We start from the raw sequence: 18,459 nt of genomic DNA on the forward strand, positions 1-18,459 counted from the left end.
TTCAGTCGCTGTGCTCGGGGGCAATCATCCGGGTCTTCGGCGAGCCGTTCGAGTTGTGCTGATAGATGGTCTGCGGCTGCCCCAGGTCATTGAAATACACCTGGCCGATCCCCGCCGAGTTCCATAGCCGCTCACCGGCTTCGGCGTGCTCGGGCACATGCGGCACGATGCGCATGCGTCGACGCTTGGTCAGCCAGTTCAACGGTGAGCGTGGCGAGTACAGCCAGCGGTTGAGGCGGTCGAACCACTCGAGCAGGGTGGCCGGGAATTCATTCTTGATGCCGCTGCTGGTGACCTGCCAGATGCGCGGCCCGGCCTTGCGGTGGCGGATCAGCACTTCGTAGACGAAGGAATAGTGCACATCGCCCGACAGCACCACGTAGTTACCCGGGGTGCGCGAGTGGCGGAAAATATTCAGGATCACCTGTGCCGCGCCGCGATGGGCCATCCAGTTTTCCGCGTCCACCAGCAGTGGATAACCGCACCAGCTGAATACCCGCTGCACGGTTTCAATCAGCTTGACGCCGAAGATCGGTGCTGGCGAAACGATGATCGCACTCGGGTGGTCCAGCAGTTCCTGTTGCAGTTCACTGAGGGCTTCCCAGTCGAGCAAACCGGAAGGCTGCTTGAGGTTCATTTCGCTGCGCCAGCGTCGGGTGCGGGTGTCGATCACCACCATGGCCGGGGTGGTCGGCAGCACGTAATGCCAGTGCTGAAACTTCAGCAGATCACCGATCAAATCATCCTGAACCGTACTGTCGAGGTGACGGTCGTGTGTGCTGGTGCTCAACGCTCCGGCCTTTTCCAGCACCGCAGTGAACGCATCCGGATTGTTGCCCCAGCCCTGGCACAACATATATGCCAGCAGCGCGTTGCCGATGATGCGCCGGGAGAACGGATGGCCGTAGGCGGTTTCCTCCCATTGCGCGCTAAGGTTCCAGTCATCGGTGATGTCGTGGTCGTCGAAAATCATCAGCGTCGGCAGATGCGCCAGTGCCCGCGCGACGCTGCCAAGGCCCGCCTTGAAGGCATCGATGTGCGTCTGTTCAAGGCTGTAGCGCTTGAGCCGCTCCGGCGTCAGCGTCGGTGCCTGGGGCGCGATCAGGGTCCAGGGCACTGGCGACCAGACCAGCACATACATGGCCATGACTTCGGCGAAGGTCACCAGGTGATTGTCGGCACTGCTGCTGGTGAAAATCGGCTTGCGCGCGCCACCGAAAAATCGCTCGCGCAGGGTTTCATTGCTTTGCAGTGCCGGCAGCAGATCAGCACGGTGGTAGTAACTGGCCGGATGCTCGTAGAGCCTGGCGCTGTCGCTGACCACGGCGCCTTCGAGGTGTTCGCCGAACAGGCCCAAACGTTCGATCAAAGCGTGAATCGCCCGCAACATCGGCCCCGCGACATCGTCGGCGTAGACCTGATCGCCCGTCATCATCAGCAGTGCCGGGCGCTCCCCGGCGGCGTGTTCCTGCGCCAGTAACTGGTCGACGCACAGCAAGCCGTCTGTCGCCGGGTGATGAGGCTTGCGGCAAGAGCCGTGCAGCAACTGGTCGACCCGAGCGCGCAGGACGAAGTTCGGGCAACGGGCATCGCCATACAGCAGGTGCGGCGCCCAGTCGGCGATGCCTTGTTCTGTGCCATCGATCAACAGGTCATAGTCGACCGACTCGTCCCGGGGCAGGGCGCCGTCGAGTTGTACATCGATCAAGTGCACAAAGGCATGGGCACCCACTGCAATCACCGTGCATTGACCGGCATCCAGGCGGATATCGCCGACGCCCTGCAAGCGCAAGGTCAGCGCCAGCGCCCGGGAACCCACCAGCCACAGCACCAGCCGCGTGGGCTCCAGGCGCCGCAACAGCGGGCCGGCCAGGACTGGGGGCAAGGCATGATCATCAGGCAGTGGCAGCGTTTCGGACATCCGGGTTCAAGACTCTTGGGGCGTGGAAGCGGGCGATGATAGCGCAGGTGGTGGTGGGACTGGCCAGACGATCCCGTTTCTGTCTGTCACCAAATGAAAAGCCATTGTCGTCTGATGAGAAGCGTCCCGACAGGCCTCGTCCTACAGTCCAATCAGCGCAATTCGATGCAACACGCCCATATTGCAGATTGGAGAATAAGAAAAATGGCCAAAGCCGTACGCTTCTACGAAACCGGTGGTCCCGATGTTCTACGTTATGAGGACGTCGAAGTCGGCGAACCCGGTCCGGGTCAGGTTCGCCTTCGCCATGTGGCGGTTGGCCTGAACTATGCCGACACCTACTTCCGCAACGGCACCTACCCGATTCCGATGCCCAACGGCATGGGCGTCGAGGCCTCTGGCGTAGTCCAGGCCGTTGGTGAAGGGGTTACCAACGTCGAAGTCGGTGATCGCGTCACCTACACCGGTTTCCTCAACACCCTCGGCGCCTACAGCACCGAGCGCCTGATCGCGGCCGCGCCGTTGATCAAGCTGCCGGAAACCATCAGCTTCGAGACTGCTGCCGCGATGACCATGCGTGGCCTGACGTCCTCGTACCTGATGCGCCGCATCTATGACTTCAAGCCGGGCGACAGCATCCTGTTGCACGCCGCCGCTGGCGGTGTCGGCCTGATCGTTTCGCAGTGGGCCAAGTTGCTGGGCCTGAACGTGATCGGCACGGTGTCGACCGAGCAAAAGGCGGAAATCGCCCGGGCTCACGGTTGCGACCATACGATCAACTACAGCCATGAAGACGTCGCCGCTCGCGTTCGCGAACTGACCGATGGCGTGGGCGTCAATGTGGTGTTCGACAGCGTCGGCAAGAACACCTTCATGGGTTCGCTGGATTCGTTGAAACCCCGTGGCCTGATGGTCTGCGTGGGTACTGCTTCCGGACCAATCCCGGCGTTCGACCCGGTGATGCTGGCGATGAAAGGTTCGCTGTACCTGACCCGTCCGGCCCTGGCCAACTACATCAGCGACCCGGCCGAAAAAGCCGCGCTGGCCGGTGAGTTGTTTGACCACGTCGGCAGCGGCCGGATCAAGATCGAGATCAACCAGCACTACGCCTTGCAGGACGCCGTGCAGGCCCATCGCGACCTTGAATCGCGCAAGACTACCGGCTCATCGATTTTCGTCGTTTAGGGAGCGGCCAGCCATGAAAGTCGAACAATTGACCTGCTCCATCGGCGCCGAACTGATCGGCGTCAATCTGGCCGACGCGGTACACGACGACGGTCTGTTTGCCGAGATCCGCGCCCAGTTGCTCAAGCACCGCGTGGTGTTCCTGCGCGATCAGGACATCACCCGCGCCGAGCACGTAGCTTTTGCCCGGCGCTTCGGCGAGCTTGAAGATCACCCCGTCGCGGGCAGCGATCCGGAGCATCCGGGTCTGGTGCAAATCTACAAGCGTCCGGACCAGCCGGCAGACCGCTACGAAAACTCCTGGCACAGCGACGCCACCTGGCGTGATGCCCCGCCGATGGGCTGCGTATTGCGTTGCCTGGAGTGCCCGCCGGTGGGCGGTGACACCATGTGGGCCAACATGGTCGAGGCCTACGCACGTTTGCCCGAAGACGTGAAGGTCAAGATCGCCGACCTGCGTGCGCGCCACAGCATCGAAGCGAGCTTCGGCGCCGCCATGCCGATTGAAAAACGCCTGGCACTCAGGGAGCGGTTCCCGGATGCCGAGCACCCGGTGGTGCGCACTCACCCGGAAACCGGCGAGAAAGTGCTGTTCGTCAACGCCTTCGCCACGCACTTCAGTAACTACCATACCCCGGCGCGGGTAAGGTTCGGCCAGGACGCCAACCCCGGCGCGAGCGAGCTGCTGCGTTACCTGATCAGCCAGGCGTACATCCCCGAGTATCAAGTGCGCTGGCGCTGGAAGCCCAACAGCATCGCCATCTGGGACAACCGCAGTACCCAGCATTACGCCGTCATGGATTACCCGCCTTGCCATCGCAAGATGGATCGCGCCGGGATCATCGGCGACAAGACTTACTGATCCACGCCTCTGCATTCGCTCTCGTAAACACGCCTGCCCGGCGCGACTCCGGGTGGGCGGGACAATCATAAGAACTGGAGTAACCCATGCAATTTTTCGACGATTCCCTGCACCCCGAAAACATGGAAAAGGTAGTCATCACCGTGGCCCCGTACGGCCCGGAATGGATGCCGGAAGATTTCCCGGAAGACATCCCGCTGACCATGGACGAGCAAGTCCAGAAAGCGGTCGAGTGCTATGAAGCCGGCGCCACCGTGCTGCACCTGCATGTGCGTGAACTGGACGGCAAGGGCTCCAAGCGCCTGTCGAAATTCAACGAGCTGATCGCCGGTGTGCGTGAAGCCGTGCCAGACATGATCATCCAGGTCGGCGGCTCGATTTCCTTCGCTCCGGAAAGCGATGGCGAAGCGGCCAAGTGGCTGTCTGACGACACCCGTCACATGCTGGCCGAACTGACCCCTAAGCCGGATCAGGTCACCGTGGCGATCAACACCACCCAGATGAACATCATGGAGCTGTTGTACCCGGAGTACCTGAAAGGCACTTCCCTGGACAACCCGTTGATCCATGCCGCCTACAGCGAAATGACCGTACCGGCAGGTCCGGGCTGGGTTGCCGAGCACCTCAAGCGCCTGATGGACAACGGCATCCAGCCGCACTTCCAGCTGACCGGCATGCACGCCCTGGAAACCCTCGAGCGCCTGGTGCGCCGTGGCGTTTACAAAGGCCCGCTGAACCTGACCTGGATCGGCATCGGCGGCGGTTTCGATGGCCCGAACCCGTTCAACTTCTTCAACTTCATCCACCGCGCGCCGGACGGTTGCACCCTGACCTCCGAGTCGCTGCTGAAAAACGTCATGCCGTTCAACACCATGTCGATGGCCATGGGCATGCACCCGCGTGTGGGCAACGAAGACACTATCATTGACCACAAGGGTGACCGTTTCGGCTCCGTTGCCCAGATCCGGCAAACCGTGCGCATTGCCCATGAACTGGGCCGTGAAATCGCCACCGGCAAAGAAGCCCGCGAGATCTACCGCATCGGCGTGCAGTACGAAACCATCGAAGAAACCCTGTTGGCCAACGGCATGGCCCCCAACCGCAAGGCTGGGCAGAAAGGTACTCCGCAACGCGGTTGACCGTGGGTCGGGACGAGAGGCCGTGACCTCTCGTCCGCCTGACCGTTACACGCTTGATAACAAAAATAAAACAAAGCTATTGAGGAGGCTGCATGGCCTTTCACCCAATCGCCGCTGACGATGACGACTCCAGCGGAGTCGGCGTTGCGCGCCAATATGCCTGGATCGTCTTTGCCTTGACGTTCGGTCTGTTGATTTCCGATTACATGTCGCGTCAGGTGCTGAACGCGGTATTCCCGCTGCTCAAGAGTGAGTGGGCATTGAGCGACGGACAGCTGGGTCTGCTCAGCGGCATCGTTGCCCTGATGGTCGGCCTGCTGACGTTTCCCCTGTCGTTGATGGCCGACCGTTTCGGCCGGGTCAAGAGCCTGGCGCTGATGGCGTTCCTGTGGAGCGTGGCGACCCTGGGTTGCGCGCTGGCCCAGGACTACCAGCAGATGTTCATCGCGCGGTTCATGGTCGGCGTCGGCGAAGCCGCCTACGGCAGCGTGGGCATCGCGGTAGTGATTTCGGTGTTCCCCAAACACATGCGGGCCACCCTGGCCAGTGCCTTCATGGCCGGTGGGATGTTCGGTTCGGTGTTGGGCATGGCTTTGGGTGGTGCGATCGCCGCCAAGCTGGGCTGGCGCTGGTCGTTCGCCGGCATGTCGCTGTTTGGCCTGTTTCTGGCGGTGCTCTATCCGCTCATCGTCAAGGAAGCGCGCATTGCGCCCAAGCGTGCAGCTCAGTTGGCGAACAAGGTGGCAGCGGTCAAGCGTCCGTTGTCTACGTTGTGGTCCAGCCGTTCGGTGGTGGCGACCTACATCGGCAGCGGCTTGCAGTTGTTCGTCGGCGGTACGGTGATGGTGTGGATTCCCAGCTACCTCAACCGCTACTACGACATGCCCACCGACAAGGCCGGTGGCATGGCGGCGATCATCGTGTTGTGCAGCGGCGCGGGGATGATCCTGTGCGGCATGCTCAGCGACCGCCTGTGTCGCAACTCGCCGGAGCGCAAGGTCAGCCTGGCCATCGGCTTTTGCCTGGGCAGTTGCCTGCTGCTGTCGGCGGCCTTTGCCTTGCACGCAGGGCCGGTGCAACTGGCGCTGATCTGTCTGGGCATGGCGATTGCCACCGGCACCACCGGCCCCGCCGGCGCAATGGTTGCCAACCTGACCCATTACTCGGTCCACGGTACGGCGTTCGCCACGCTGACCCTGGCCAATAACCTGCTGGGGCTGGCACCCGGGCCGTTCCTGACTGGCCGTGTGTCCGACCTCATCGGCCTGCATGCCGCTTTCCAATTAGTGCCACTGGTCAGCCTCGCGGCGGCAGCGGTGTTCTTCTATGCCAAGTGTCATTACCAAAAAGATATCGCCCGGCTTGAGGGTCAGAGCTTGCCTGAGCCCGTCAGTGCCGCCGGGATAGAGGTGAAGTTGTGAGTCGTCGTTTACGTATTGATGTGTTTTTCGATTTTATCTGCCCCTGGTGCCTGATCGGCAAACGCCAACTGGAGCACGCGCAGGTGCAGTTTCGCAGTCGCCACCCGGATGTGCAGATCACTACGGTGTGGCACGGTGTGCAGTTGCTGCCGCAGATACCGGTGGAAGGTGAACCCTTCGCCGATTTCTATCGCAAGCGCCTGGGCAATGCCGACGCAATGACCATGCGCCAAAACCAGGTACAGCAGGCTGCCAGTGCAGTCGGACTGGCCATCGATCTCAGCCGTATCGAGACGATGCCCAACACCGCCGACGCCCATCGCTTGTTCGAGCGTGCCAGCGCACTGGGTAATGCCAGCCAGCGTGAAATGTTGCTCGAACGACTGTTCGCCGCTTATTTCCTGAGGCGCGAAAACCTCGGTTGCCGTGAGACCTTGCTTGCCATCGCCCGCTCCTGCGGCGTGTCCCAGGACGGCTTGCTCGATTGCCTGAAGGGCGATGCCACGCCGTTTGAAGGCTCCCCTGGCGCGACCAGTGGTGTGCCGAGCTTCAAATTCGACAACCGCCTGACGGTGATCGGCGCACAACCTGCCCAGGCGCTGCTCGGGGCCATGACCGAAGCCCTCAAGGAACATGATCGCGAGCGGCAACCGGCATGACCCGGCGCATTCCCGTGCCAGCCGGCAAGTACCCGCAGGCCGGTGGCCGGGCGCTGTTCGAATTCGAAGACAAAAGCCTGGCGCTGTTCAACGTCGACGGGCAGTTGTTTGCCATTGACGACAGCTGCCCGCACCAGGGTTCTTCGCTATGCGCAGGGCGTCTTGAGGGCCGGGTGATTCAATGCCTCGCCCATGGTTTGCGCTTCGATTTGCACAGCGGTTACCTGCTCAATTCCAGGCAGGTCAAAGTCACCAACTACCCGGTCGAGATCATCGACGGCCAGGCGTTTATCGTCATCGCAACCGAGGAGTCCGCGCCATGAGCGCCATTGCTCTCACCCGTATCCACACTCGCACGCGCGAACTGGCACCGGGGCTTATCGTCAGTCTGATTGTCGCGGCCGCCGCGTCGTTTCTGTCCGAGCACTACGGTGCGCCGGTCATGCTGTTTGCCTTGTTGCTGGGCATGGCCCTGAATTTTCTCGCCGATGACGGCCCCTGCAAGGCCGGTATCGAGTTCACCGCCCGCACCGTGTTGCGCATTGGCGTGGCACTGCTGGGCATGCGCATCACACTGGAGCAAATGGCGGCGTTGGGCTGGAAGCCGATAGCGCTGGTGGTGATCCTGGTGGTGGTGACCATCAGCGTGTCGGTGATCGCCGCCAAGGCCCTGGGCTTCCAGCGCCTGTTCGGCATGCTCACCGGCGGCGCGACGGCCATCTGCGGTGCCTCGGCGGCCCTGGCACTGGCAGCGGCGCTGCCGAACCATCCGCAGAAAGAGCGCGCCACACTGTTCACGGTCATCGGCGTTTCGGCGCTGTCGACGCTGGCAATGATCGTCTACCCGATGATCGCCAACTGGCTGGAGTTGTCACCGCAGGTGGCGGGGGTGTTCCTCGGCGCCACGATCCACGACGTGGCCCAGGTGGTCGGTGCCGGCTACAGCATGTCGACCGAGACCGGCGACACGGCCACGGTGGTCAAGCTGATGCGCGTTGCCATGCTGCTGCCGGTGATCGTCACCGCGGCGATGATCACCCGCATGCAAGGCGCCGATCCGACGGGCAAGCGCCCGCCGCTGTTGCCGTGGTTCGCCGTCGGCTTTCTGATTCTGGCCTGCATCAACAGCACCGGCTGGATAGCGCCTGCGGTGCAGGGATCGGTCAACGAACTGTCGCGCTGGTGCCTGGTGATTTCCATCAGTGCCCTGGGCATGAAGACCCGGCTCAAGGAGCTGGCGGCGGTCGGGATCAAGCCGATTCTGCTGATGGTCGGGGAGACGGTGTTCCTGGTCGTGCTGGTGCTGTTGTTGCTGCGTTGGGGCCTCTAATTGGCAGGCTGACACAAAACCTGTGGGAGCGAGCTTGCTCGCGATAGCGGTTTCACATTCAACACTCATGGCGGCTGACACACCGCCATCGCGAGCAAGCCCGCTCCCACAGGGGTGGTGTTCCAACTTCGCGCATTCTGGGCATGAAGACCCGGCTCAGGGAGCTGGCGGCGGTCGGGATCAAACCGATTCTGCTGATGGTCGGGGAGACGGTGTTCCTGGTGCTGTTGTTGCTTCGCTGGGGGCTCTGAACGTCGGTTGATACAAAACCTGTGGGAGCGAGCTTGCTCGCGATAGCGGTTTCACATTCAACACTCATGGCGGCTGACACACCGCCATCGCGAGCAAGCTCGCTCCCACAGGGGTGGTGTTCCAACTTCGCGCATTCTGGGCATGAAGACCCGGCTCAGGGAGCTGGCAGCGGTGGGGATCAAGCCGATTCTGCTGATGGTCGGGGAGACGGTGTTCCTGGTGGTGCTGGTGCTGTTGTTGCTTCGCTGGGGGCTCTGAACGTCAGGCTGACACAAAACCTGTGGGAGCGAGCTTGCTCGCGATAGCGGTTTCACATTCAACACTCATGGCGGCTGACACACCGCCATCGCGAGCAAGCTCGCTCCCACAGGGAATGGTGTTCCAACCTCGCGCTTTCGCGGCGACTGTACCAGCAGTCGCCGTTTTTTTTGCCGGGCTGTCAGGACGGTTTCGTCCCCGTCTGTTTTTGCGCGCGCCACGTCGCCGGCGGCATGCCGAACTGGCTGATGAACCAGCGGGTAAACGAACTTGCCATGGAATAGCCGAGCATGTCGGCAATGCGGCTGAGGGAGTAGTTCGGGTTGTCCAGGTAACGCAGCACCAGATCGCGACGCACATCATTGATCACGTCATTGAACGCGCAGCCGTCGTCCTTGAGGCGGCGTTGCAGGGTGCGCACGTTCATGCCCTGGCTCTGGGCCACCTGCTCGATGGTGGCGCGCCCCATGGGCAGCAGCAGGTAGATGGCCTTGCGCACCTCGAACAGCATCGAGGCGCCTTCGTGGTTCTGCAGCGAGTCGAGGTAGCCCTGGGCATAGCGGGCCATGGCCGGGTCGGCGTTGGGGTTGGTCATGTCGAGGCTGATGTCTGGGCAGACGATGCCGTTGAACTCGCTGCCGAACTCCAGGTTGCAGCCGAACAGGCGGCGGTGCAGGTGCAGGTTGTCCGGTGGCTGGTGCATGAAGTTGACGCTGTAGGGATGCCAGTGTGTGCCCAGCAGGGCCGAGCACAGCCGGAACATCACGCCAATGGCCAGCTCCGTGGCCTGGCGGCTGGGCATCGGCGATTCGGTGACCACCTCTTCGCGAATGATCACCATCTTGCCGGCCTCCTCGATGAAGATGGCCAGCGAGTCATTCATCAGGTGCCGGTAATCCACCACCACCTGCAAGGCATCGCGCAGGGTGCGCTGGTGGCTGAGCAGCAGGCTGACCACGCCGAAGTCCGAGAGCTGGCGCGACTCGGCCATGCTCAGGCCGAAGGTCTGGCAGCCGCTGGCGGTGGCCGAGTCTTCCAGCAAGCGCACGGCGGCATCGATATGGATACGGTGTTCAGGGGCTTGCAGTTGGGCCCTGCTCAGGCCGACAGCGGCCAGCACGTCGCGCGGGTTGAAACCCAGGTACTGGGTGACCTCCAGGTAGTTGGTCAAGACGGCGGCGCGAACAAGCTTGGTCATGCAAAGTCTTCCCTGGGCCGATGGCGATTGGCGTGAGCGTGGCGACTATATCCAGCGTATCAACAGTTGAACAGTTGTCATGTCGTTGATGGAATTCATGCTGGCCGGTCACCAGTCTTCTACGCTGCATGGAGCCACCGGCGCTCATCCGTTGATTACAGTGACCTTGCGCCGACCTGCGGGATTTTTCGACCGGTGGTCGCGCTGTCAAAGTGTCCGACAATTTGTCATCAAAAGAAAAGTGCATGACGTCCAATGTAAAGCGCTTCGGGTGGGCGCTCTTTAATGTCGACCCTACAAAAAGCCCCTGGCGAATACAGCCAGTCGAGTTATCGAGAAAGCGAAGGTGTTGACCGTGGACAAACTGCAAACTGCCGCCACCGTTCTGATCGTCCCAGGCCTGCGCGAGCATGTGGCCGAACATTGGCAAACACTGCTGGCCGCCAGGCTGAGCAACGTGCGCAGTGTGGCGCCGCTTACGACCGACAAGCTCGATTGCATGGCCCGTGTGCGGGCGATTCAACACGAACTCGAACAAATCGACGGCCCGGTGATTCTGGTGGCCCACAGCGCAGGTGTGCTGATGGTCGCGCACTGGGCTGCGCACTACAGCCGTCCGATCAAGGGCGCCTTGCTGGCCGCGCCACCGGACCTCGATGCGGTCTGGCCGTCAAACTATCCATCGTCCGAGACCCTGCGTAACCAGGGCTGGAATCCTCTGCCACAAGATCCGCTGCCATTTCGCAGCATCGTGGCCGGCAGCACCAACGATCACCTGGCCAGTCTTGCCGCGGTCACCCGCATGGCAGAAGGCTGGGGCGCCGAATTGCGCAATCTGGGCGAAGTCGGTCATCTCAATCCGGCCGCAGGATTTGGCCACTGGCAGCAAGCTGAAGCACTCATCCTGGAGCTGGATCGCTAGTACAAGGAGCTGGACTGGCAGTACGCCAACCGGCATTTGCCCTCATTCCTTAAACGCAAGCCCGAAGAGGTTTGTGCGAGGGCGGCTGCGCTTAAAACAAAGACAAAAAGGCGGAGACAACGCAATGCACAACAATAAGAGTCACGGCTTCACCGCGCCACGCTACACCTTGCTGGCCTCGGCCATTTTCGCGGCAACCGTACCGATGGCCCATGGGGTCGAGATCGAGACGGGGAATCCGGACTGGAACGTACGCGTGGATAACACCATCAAGTACAACTACGGCGTACGCACCGAAAGCGCCGACAAGCGCATGCTGGCAACGCCGAACAACAACGACGGCGACTACAACTTCCGCAAGGCCGGTACCAACATCACCAACCGTGTCGACCTGTTGACCGAAATGGACGTGGTCTACAAGAACGCCATGGGCTTTCGCGTCAGCGCCGCCAGCTGGTACGACAAGGCCTATGACAACACCGGTTCCAACTCCAACCCGTTCGTCAACGGCAACGATGCGCGATCGGGCCTGATCGCCAACGACCCGCGCCTGGCCGGGGTCACCCATGACAACGTCGGCAACGGCAGCCCGCACCTGAGCAACTATGCCCAGCGCTACTACAGCGGTCCTTCGGGCGAAATCCTCGATGCCTTCGTGTTCTACAGCACCGAAGTGGGCGAGGAGTCGATGTTCAGCGCCAAGGCCGGTCAGCACAACGTGTTCTGGGGCGAGACCATTCTCAACCCGGTGCACTCGGTCAGCTACGGCCAGTCCGGCCTCGACCTGGCCAAGCTCGCCGCTTCGCCGGGTACCGAAGCCAAGGAACTGTTCGTTCCGCGTAACCAGCTGTCGATGTCGTTCACCATCAATCCCGAGCTGACCGTGGGTGCCCAGTATTTCCTCAATTGGGATGCCGCGCGTCTGCCGGAAGCGGGCACCTACTACGGTGGTTCCGACCTGGTCGGCTTCGGCGCGCAATCGTTCCTGTTGGGCAACACCAACGGCGTGGTACCGGGCAGCCCGCTCGGTTGTGGCCTGGCGCCGTGCAACGCCTTGACCAATGTGCGTCGCGGCAAGGACCTGACCCCGCATGACAGCGGCGACTGGGGCGTCATGGCCAAATGGTCGCCGGCCTGGCTGGATGGCACCCTCGGCGTTTACTACCGCGAAACCTCGGAAATCCTGCCGCAAGCCTGGCTGGACGCCCGGGGCATTACCTCGGCCAACCCGAACGGCACCCGTCCGGCAGGGCAAGTGCCTGCGGTGATCAACACCCTCAACTCGCTGGACACCGCCACCTATCAACTGGCCTATGCCGACAACATCAAGATCCTTGGCCTGAGCCTGTCCAAGGACGTGGGTGGAATCAGCGTGGGTTCGGACCTGAACGTTCGTCACAACATGCCGCTGGCCAGTATCCCGGCGATCGTCAGTACCCGCAGCCCGCTGGGCCTGGGTCAAGGGCTTGGGCTGCTGCCTGCGCGTTCGGACGCCACCGGTGTGGTCTATGACGCCCCGAGCCGTGGCGACAGCATGGCCGCCACCGGTGACACCTTGCACTGGACGCTCAACGGTCTGATGACCCTGCCGAAAACACCTGTGTTCGACCAGGCAACCGTGCTGGCCGAGCTGTACTACAGCAACCTGCTCAAGCTCGATAGCGAAAACGAGGCGCTCTACAAAGGCAAGAGCAGCTATCGCGGCATCGACGCGCCGACCCGTGACAACTGGGGTCTGGCCGTCAACTTCACACCGACCTGGTACCAGGTATTCCCGGGTGTCGATCTCAACGCGCCGATGTCGGTCAACGTCGGTCTCGACGGTGTGTCGCCGGTCTCCGGTGGCGGTGCCAAGGACACCGGCAACTATGCCGTGGGCGTGGGCGCCATTGTGTACAACAAATACTTTGTCGACCTGAAGTACGTGGACTCCTTTGGCGAAACCGACAAGTGCAACAAGAGCGGTGTAAGCACCGGCCCAACCGGTGGTGACGGCTCTACCCCGAACGCCTTTAGCGGCAACGAAAACTACGCCTGCTACGCCGGTGGCTACTCGTCCTTCTCCGGAGGTGGTGCCACGACTGAGGACCGTGGCGCCGTGTACCTGACGATGAAAACTACATTCTGATTCACCACTGATTTGCTTAACGCAAGCAGGAGAATAACAAGATGAAATTTGTAAAAACCGTGTTGGCCGCTTCGCTGGCCATGGTCTTCGCCGCTCAGGCACAGGCTGCTGTTTCACCTCAGGAAGCTGCCAGGCTTGGCACCAGCCTGACCCAGGTAGGGGCTGAAAAAGCCGGGAACGCTGATGGTTCCATTCCTGCCTACAACGGTGGCTTGACCACGCCGCCGGCCAGCTTCAAGGCCGGCGACAGCATGCGCCCGGATCCGTTTGCCAGTGAAAAGCCTGTGCTGGTGATCGACGGCAAGAACGTTGATCAGTACAAGGGCCTGCTCACCGCGACCACGGTAGAACTGGCCAAGCGTTTCCCGACGTTCCGTGTCGACGTGTTCCCGACGCACCGCACCGTTTCGCTGCCCCAGGCGATTCTGGACAACGGCGTGAAGAACGCCAGCGGCGCCAAGTCCCTGGAAGGTGGCCTGGCCATCGACAACGTCCTGCCGGGCATTCCATTCCCGATTCCGCAGTCGGGCAACGAAGCGATGTGGAACTTCCTGTTGCGCTACCAAGGCGTCAGCATCAGCTCCAAGTACGACTCCTGGAACGTTGACTCCGCGGGCGTTCCCAGCCTGGCGACCACCGGGCAAGCGAACATCTCCTACCCGATCTACGAAAACCTCTCGCAGCCGATCAGCAGTGCCGACGTGTACTACCAGATGAAGCTGGCGTACACCGGCCCTGCGCGCCGGGCCGGCGAGGCGATCATGCTCAAGGATGCCGCCAACCCGTTGCAGCAACCGCGTCGCGCCTGGCAGTACTTGCCGGGGCAGCGTCGAGTGAAACTGGCGCCGAGCCTGGCTTACGACACGCCAAACCCGGGGACCGCCGGTGCGGGCACCTACGATGACGTGTTCGTGTTCAACGGTGCGCTGGATCGCTACGACTGGAAACTGGTCGGCAAGCAGGAAATGATCGTGCCGTACAACACCTACAAACTGACCTACGTGCAGGATCCGAAGTCGCTGACCACCGCCAATCACCTGTCACCTGACTTCGTACGCTGGGAAAAACACCGCGTCTGGGTCGTTGAGGGCAACCTCAAGGCCGGTGCCCGTCACATCTACGCCAAGCGCCGCTTCTACCTCGACGAAGACAGCTGGACCGCTTTGGCCTCGGATCAATATGACGCCCGTGGTCAGCTCTATCGCGGTTCCTTCGCCTTCCTGAGCCAGAGCTACGACAAGCAGGTGCCGGATTCGACGCCCTTCATGATCTACGACCTGGTCGGCGGTTCCTACAACATCAACGGTGTAGTCGGCCCTTACGGCGGCATCAAGTACATCGAGCCGCTCTCCAAGGCCCAGTGGTCTTCGGAATCCCTGGCCGGCGCCGGTATTCGCTAAGCCAACCGCAAAAAAGCGCAAGTTCGGTCCACTGCCCACAAGGCAGTGAGACCGTGCGGCGGTCGGTGCGTGCCGATCGTCACGAACGCAAGGTTTGAACGTCAGGCACACCGATGATGTGTACCCCGACGCGGTTTTCCGAAGAGGACGCAGTATGTGTTCGTATAAAAATAATATGTTGCAGCTAGCGTTTGGCGTTGTGCTCGGCCTGTCGCAGGGCATTGCCCAGGCGGCCGATTACGTCGATGTGCTGGACCTGCCCGCCAGGGTCAGTGCCTTGGCCATCAACAGCCCGTTGTCCGGTATGACTCGCGCCGGCGAGCGCGTGATTACCGTCGGCCAGCGTGGCCATATTCTGTTTTCCGATGATTCGGGAAACCACTGGCAACAGGCCGCCGTACCGGCCAGTGCCGACCTCACTGCGGTGAATTTTCCGACCGCCACCCAAGGCTGGGCGGTGGGCAATGACGGCGTGGTGCTGCACAGCAGCGACGCCGGCGCGACCTGGCAAAAGCAACTCGACGGTCGTCAGATCGGCGCCTTGCTGGTCAAGCATTACACGGCGCTGGCCAGCGCCGAACCGGGCAATGAGCAATGGCCGCTGCTGGTCGCCGAAGGCCAGAGGCTGGCCGATCAGGGCGCGGATAAACCGCTGCTCGGCGTCTGGTTCGCCAACGACAAGACCGGCTACGTGGTCGGCGTGTTCAACCTGATCCTGCGCACCGACGACGGTGGCCTGACCTGGACCCCGTTCCAGGACCGCACCGACAACCCCCAGGGTTTCCACCTCAACGCCATCGCCTCCACCGGCGACAGCCTGTACATCGCTGGCGAGCAGGGCCTGTTGCTCAAGTGGGACGACAGCGCCCAACGCTTCAATGCCGTGCCGACGCCTTATCAAGGCAGCTTCTTCGGTGTGCTCGGCAAGCCCGGCGAAGTGCTGATCTACGGCCTGCGCGGCAACGTGTTGCGCAGCACCGACGGCGGCCAGAGCTGGACCGCACTGGACACCGGCCTGCACGTCAGCATCACCGCGGGCCTGATCGATGCCCGTGGCAATTATCGCTTGTTCACCCAGGGCGGGCAGATGCTGGTCAGCCAAGGGACGGGCGCGCAGTTGCGTCTGAAGCAGCAACCGGCACCGACCCCGGTCGCCGGCGCCACCCAGTCCGCCGCCGGCGCCTTGGTGCTGGCCGGCAGCCGTGGTGCCCGGACGCTGTCCGCCGATCCAGCCCTCGAACCCTAAGAGCGAGAACCCAGACATGGGCAATATCAAACAAGACGCCATGCCGGTGATTCGCGATCTGCGTGATTTCGACCACCGCTCCGGCAACCTCCTCGAGCGGCTGGTGTTCAACTACCGCCCGCTGTTCATGCTGCTGATGGCGCTCGCTACCGTGGTGCTGGGCTTCATGGCCGTGACTCGCCTGGAGTTGCGCCCAAGCTTCGAAAAAATGATTCCCCAGAGCCAGCCCTACATCCAGAACTTCCTGGAAAACCGCGCTTCGCTGCGCGGCCTGGGCAACTCGGTGCGGGTGGTGGTCGAGAACACCCAGGGCGATATTTTCGACCCCGAATACCTCGACGTGCTCAAGCAGGTCAACGACCAGTTGTTCCTCACCGAAGGCGTCGACCGTGCGTGGATGAAGTCGCTGTGGAGCCCGGCGGTGCGCTGGACCGAAGTCACCGAGGACGGTTTCCAGGGTGGCCCGGTGATGCCCGACACCTATTCCGGGCAGCCTGAGCAGATCGAACAGTTGCGCCAGAACATCTCCCGCGCCGGTGTGGTGGGCAGCCTGGTGGCCAGCGACTTCAAGTCGACCATGCTGATCGTGCCGCTGATGGACAAAGCTGCCGCTGGTGGTCAACGCATCAACTACCACGCGTTCTCGCAGATGCTCGAAGAGCAGTTGCGCGACAAGATCGAATACGCCGGCGACAGCGCTGCGCGTAAATCCGGCGTCGAAGGCACCGGCCATTACAAGGTGCGGGTGATCGGCTTCGCCAAACTGATGGGCGACCTGATCGACGGCCTGATCCAGGTGATGATGTTCTTCGGCCTGGCCGTGGTCACGTCGCTGATCATCATCTACGGCTACACCCGTTGCGTGCGCAGCACCCTGCTGGTGGTCGGCTGTTCGCTGATCGCGGTGGTCTGGCAACTGGGCATCGTCGCCTGGCTCGGCTACGCCATCGATCCGTACTCGGTGCTGGTGCCGTTTTTGATCTTCGCCATCGGCGTGTCCCATGCCGCGCAAAAGATGAACGGCATCATGCAGGACATCGCCCGTGGCACCCATAAACTGATCGCTGCGCGCTACACCTTCCGCCGTCTGTTCATCGCCGGTGTCACCGCGCTGTTGGCCGACGCCGTGGGCTTCGCCGTGTTGATGCTGATCGACATTCCAGTGATCCAGGATCTGGCGATCACTGCCAGCATCGGCGTCGCGGTGCTGATCTTCACCTCGCTGTTGCTGATGCCGGTGGCACTGTCCTACGTTGGTGTCGGCGCGAAAGCCGCCGAGCGAGCGCTGAAAATCGACAACCGCGCAGAGAAGCACAAAGGCTTCGGCAGACTGTGGGACGCGCTCGATCGCTTCACCACGGCCAAATGGGCCACGGGTGCCGTTCTGGTCGCGGTGTTGATGGGCATTGGCGGTTTCGTGGTCAGCCTGGACCTGAAGATCGGCGACCTGGAAAGCGGGGCGCCGGAGTTGCGCGCCGACTCGCGCTACAACCGCGACAACGCCTACATCACCCAGCATTACGCGCTGTCCAGCGACCTGTTCGCGGTGATGATCAAGACGGCGCCGGAAGGCTGCCTGAACTACAAGACTTTGGTCCTGGCCGACCGCCTGGCCTGGGAGCTGCAACAGTATCCGGGCGTGCAGGCGACGTCTTCGCTGGTCAACGCGGTGCGCCAGATCACCGCCGGCACCTACGAAGGCAACCCCAAGCTCAACAGCATCCAGCGCAACCAGGACGTGCTCAACTACGCCGCCCAGCAAGCCTCGGTCAACTCCCCGGAGCTGTTCAACACCGACTGCTCGCTGATGCCGGTGATCACCTTCCTCAAGGATCACAAGGCCGAAACCCTGGATGCCGTGGTGGCGATTGCCGACAAGTTCGCCAAGGAAAACAGCACCGAAGATCGCCAGTTCCTGCTCGCCGCCGGGACTGCCGGTATTGAAGCCGCGACCAACATCGTGGTGCGTGAAGCCAACCGCACCATGCTGCTGTACGTGTATGCGGCGGTGACGCTGTTCTGCCTGATCACCTTCCGCAGCTGGCGCGCCACGCTGGTGGCGTTGTTGCCGCTGGTGCTGACTTCGATCCTCTGCGAAGCCTTGATGGTGGCCATGGGTATCGGCGTGAAAGTCGCGACCTTGCCGGTGATCGCCCTCGGCGTGGGCATCGGCGTCGACTACGCCTTGTACTTGCTCAGCGTGCAACTGCACTTCCAGCGCCAGGGCCTGCCGCTGTCCGAGGCCTACCGCAACGCCGTGTCCTTCACCGGGCGCGTGGTCGGGCTGGTGGGCATCACCCTCGCCGCGGGCGTGGTGTGCTGGGTCTGGTCGCCGATCAAGTTCCAGGCCGACATGGGCATCCTGCTGACCTTCATGTTCCTGTGGAACATGCTCGGCGCGCTGATCCTCATTCCTGCGCTTTCGTACTTCCTGCTGCGCGAACGGGCCCCTCAGCCCGGTTCTGTCGCGGCAACCGAAACCACTGAATCCACTGAACGTCCCGGCATGCCGCATGCCGTGACCACTTCCGAGTAAGC

The 18,459-nt window shown here is 62.1% G+C and carries 14 protein-coding genes; 12 read left to right on the forward strand and 2 right to left on the reverse strand.

What is annotated here, in order from left to right; translation table 11 throughout:
• Position 1: 1 nt before the first annotated feature.
• Entirely contained in the window at positions 2 to 1,921 is a 1,920-nt protein-coding gene (locus ACMDB8_RS04220) for an alkaline phosphatase D family protein (protein ID WP_409078276.1), read from the reverse strand.
• 204 nt (positions 1,922 to 2,125) lie between these two features.
• Between ACMDB8_RS04220 and ACMDB8_RS04225 the strand changes: the two genes are divergently transcribed.
• The 7 genes from ACMDB8_RS04225 to ACMDB8_RS04255 all read left to right on the forward strand — a co-directional run bounded on the left by ACMDB8_RS04225 (position 2,126) and on the right by ACMDB8_RS04255 (position 8,517).
• Positions 2,126 to 3,106 (forward strand): quinone oxidoreductase family protein, encoded by a 981-nt coding sequence (locus tag ACMDB8_RS04225; protein WP_409078275.1) that lies wholly within the window; start codon positions 2,126 to 2,128, stop codon positions 3,104 to 3,106.
• Positions 3,107 to 3,119: 13 nt separating this feature from the next.
• Positions 3,120 to 3,968, forward strand: coding sequence for a TauD/TfdA dioxygenase family protein (locus ACMDB8_RS04230; RefSeq protein ID WP_056728545.1), 849 nt, complete (start codon positions 3,120 to 3,122; stop codon positions 3,966 to 3,968).
• Positions 3,969 to 4,054: 86 nt separating this feature from the next.
• Positions 4,055 to 5,107: a 3-keto-5-aminohexanoate cleavage protein gene (locus ACMDB8_RS04235; RefSeq protein ID WP_223542454.1), complete on the forward strand. Its 1,053-nt coding sequence runs from the start codon at positions 4,055 to 4,057 to the stop codon at positions 5,105 to 5,107.
• Positions 5,108 to 5,199: 92 nt separating this feature from the next.
• Entirely contained in the window at positions 5,200 to 6,528 is a 1,329-nt protein-coding gene (locus ACMDB8_RS04240; protein WP_056728549.1) for an MFS transporter, read from the forward strand.
• Positions 6,525 to 7,187, forward strand: a complete 663-nt coding sequence (locus ACMDB8_RS04245; RefSeq protein WP_056728551.1) for a DsbA family oxidoreductase — start codon at positions 6,525 to 6,527, stop codon at positions 7,185 to 7,187. Before ACMDB8_RS04240 ends, ACMDB8_RS04245 begins: the two co-directional genes overlap by 4 nt.
• The gene (locus ACMDB8_RS04250) at positions 7,184 to 7,510 is read left to right on the forward strand and encodes a Rieske (2Fe-2S) protein (protein ID WP_056728553.1); all 327 of its coding nucleotides are present in this window, start codon (positions 7,184 to 7,186) and stop codon (positions 7,508 to 7,510) included. Before ACMDB8_RS04245 ends, ACMDB8_RS04250 begins: the two co-directional genes overlap by 4 nt.
• Positions 7,507 to 8,517: a YeiH family protein gene (locus tag ACMDB8_RS04255; RefSeq protein WP_056728555.1), complete on the forward strand. Its 1,011-nt coding sequence runs from the start codon at positions 7,507 to 7,509 to the stop codon at positions 8,515 to 8,517. The genes ACMDB8_RS04250 and ACMDB8_RS04255 overlap by 4 nt, the downstream gene beginning before the upstream one ends.
• A 691-nt stretch (positions 8,518 to 9,208) precedes the next feature.
• Here ACMDB8_RS04255 and ACMDB8_RS04260 read toward each other — a convergent pair.
• Positions 9,209 to 10,225, reverse strand: coding sequence for an AraC family transcriptional regulator (locus ACMDB8_RS04260; protein WP_056728557.1), 1,017 nt, complete (start codon positions 10,223 to 10,225; stop codon positions 9,209 to 9,211).
• Positions 10,226 to 10,580: 355 nt separating this feature from the next.
• Between ACMDB8_RS04260 and ACMDB8_RS04265 the strand changes: the two genes are divergently transcribed.
• From ACMDB8_RS04265 to ACMDB8_RS04285, 5 genes are all read left to right on the forward strand, one after another.
• Entirely contained in the window at positions 10,581 to 11,147 is a 567-nt protein-coding gene (locus ACMDB8_RS04265; RefSeq protein ID WP_056728601.1) for an RBBP9/YdeN family alpha/beta hydrolase, read from the forward strand.
• 124 nt (positions 11,148 to 11,271) lie between these two features.
• Entirely contained in the window at positions 11,272 to 13,275 is a 2,004-nt protein-coding gene (locus ACMDB8_RS04270) for a DUF1302 domain-containing protein (protein WP_409078274.1), read from the forward strand.
• Between the two features lie 41 nt (positions 13,276 to 13,316).
• The gene (locus ACMDB8_RS04275; protein WP_056728560.1) at positions 13,317 to 14,675 is read left to right on the forward strand and encodes a DUF1329 domain-containing protein; all 1,359 of its coding nucleotides are present in this window, start codon (positions 13,317 to 13,319) and stop codon (positions 14,673 to 14,675) included.
• A gap of 154 nt (positions 14,676 to 14,829) precedes the next feature.
• Positions 14,830 to 15,921 (forward strand): WD40/YVTN/BNR-like repeat-containing protein, encoded by a 1,092-nt coding sequence (locus ACMDB8_RS04280; protein ID WP_409078273.1) that lies wholly within the window; start codon positions 14,830 to 14,832, stop codon positions 15,919 to 15,921.
• 16 nt (positions 15,922 to 15,937) lie between these two features.
• Positions 15,938 to 18,457, forward strand: a complete 2,520-nt coding sequence (locus ACMDB8_RS04285) for an efflux RND transporter permease subunit (protein WP_056728565.1) — start codon at positions 15,938 to 15,940, stop codon at positions 18,455 to 18,457.
• Positions 18,458 to 18,459 lie beyond the last annotated feature (2 nt).

Source organism: Pseudomonas monachiensis, assembly GCF_047345015.1.
GTDB lineage: Bacteria > Pseudomonadota > Gammaproteobacteria > Pseudomonadales > Pseudomonadaceae > Aquipseudomonas > Aquipseudomonas monachiensis.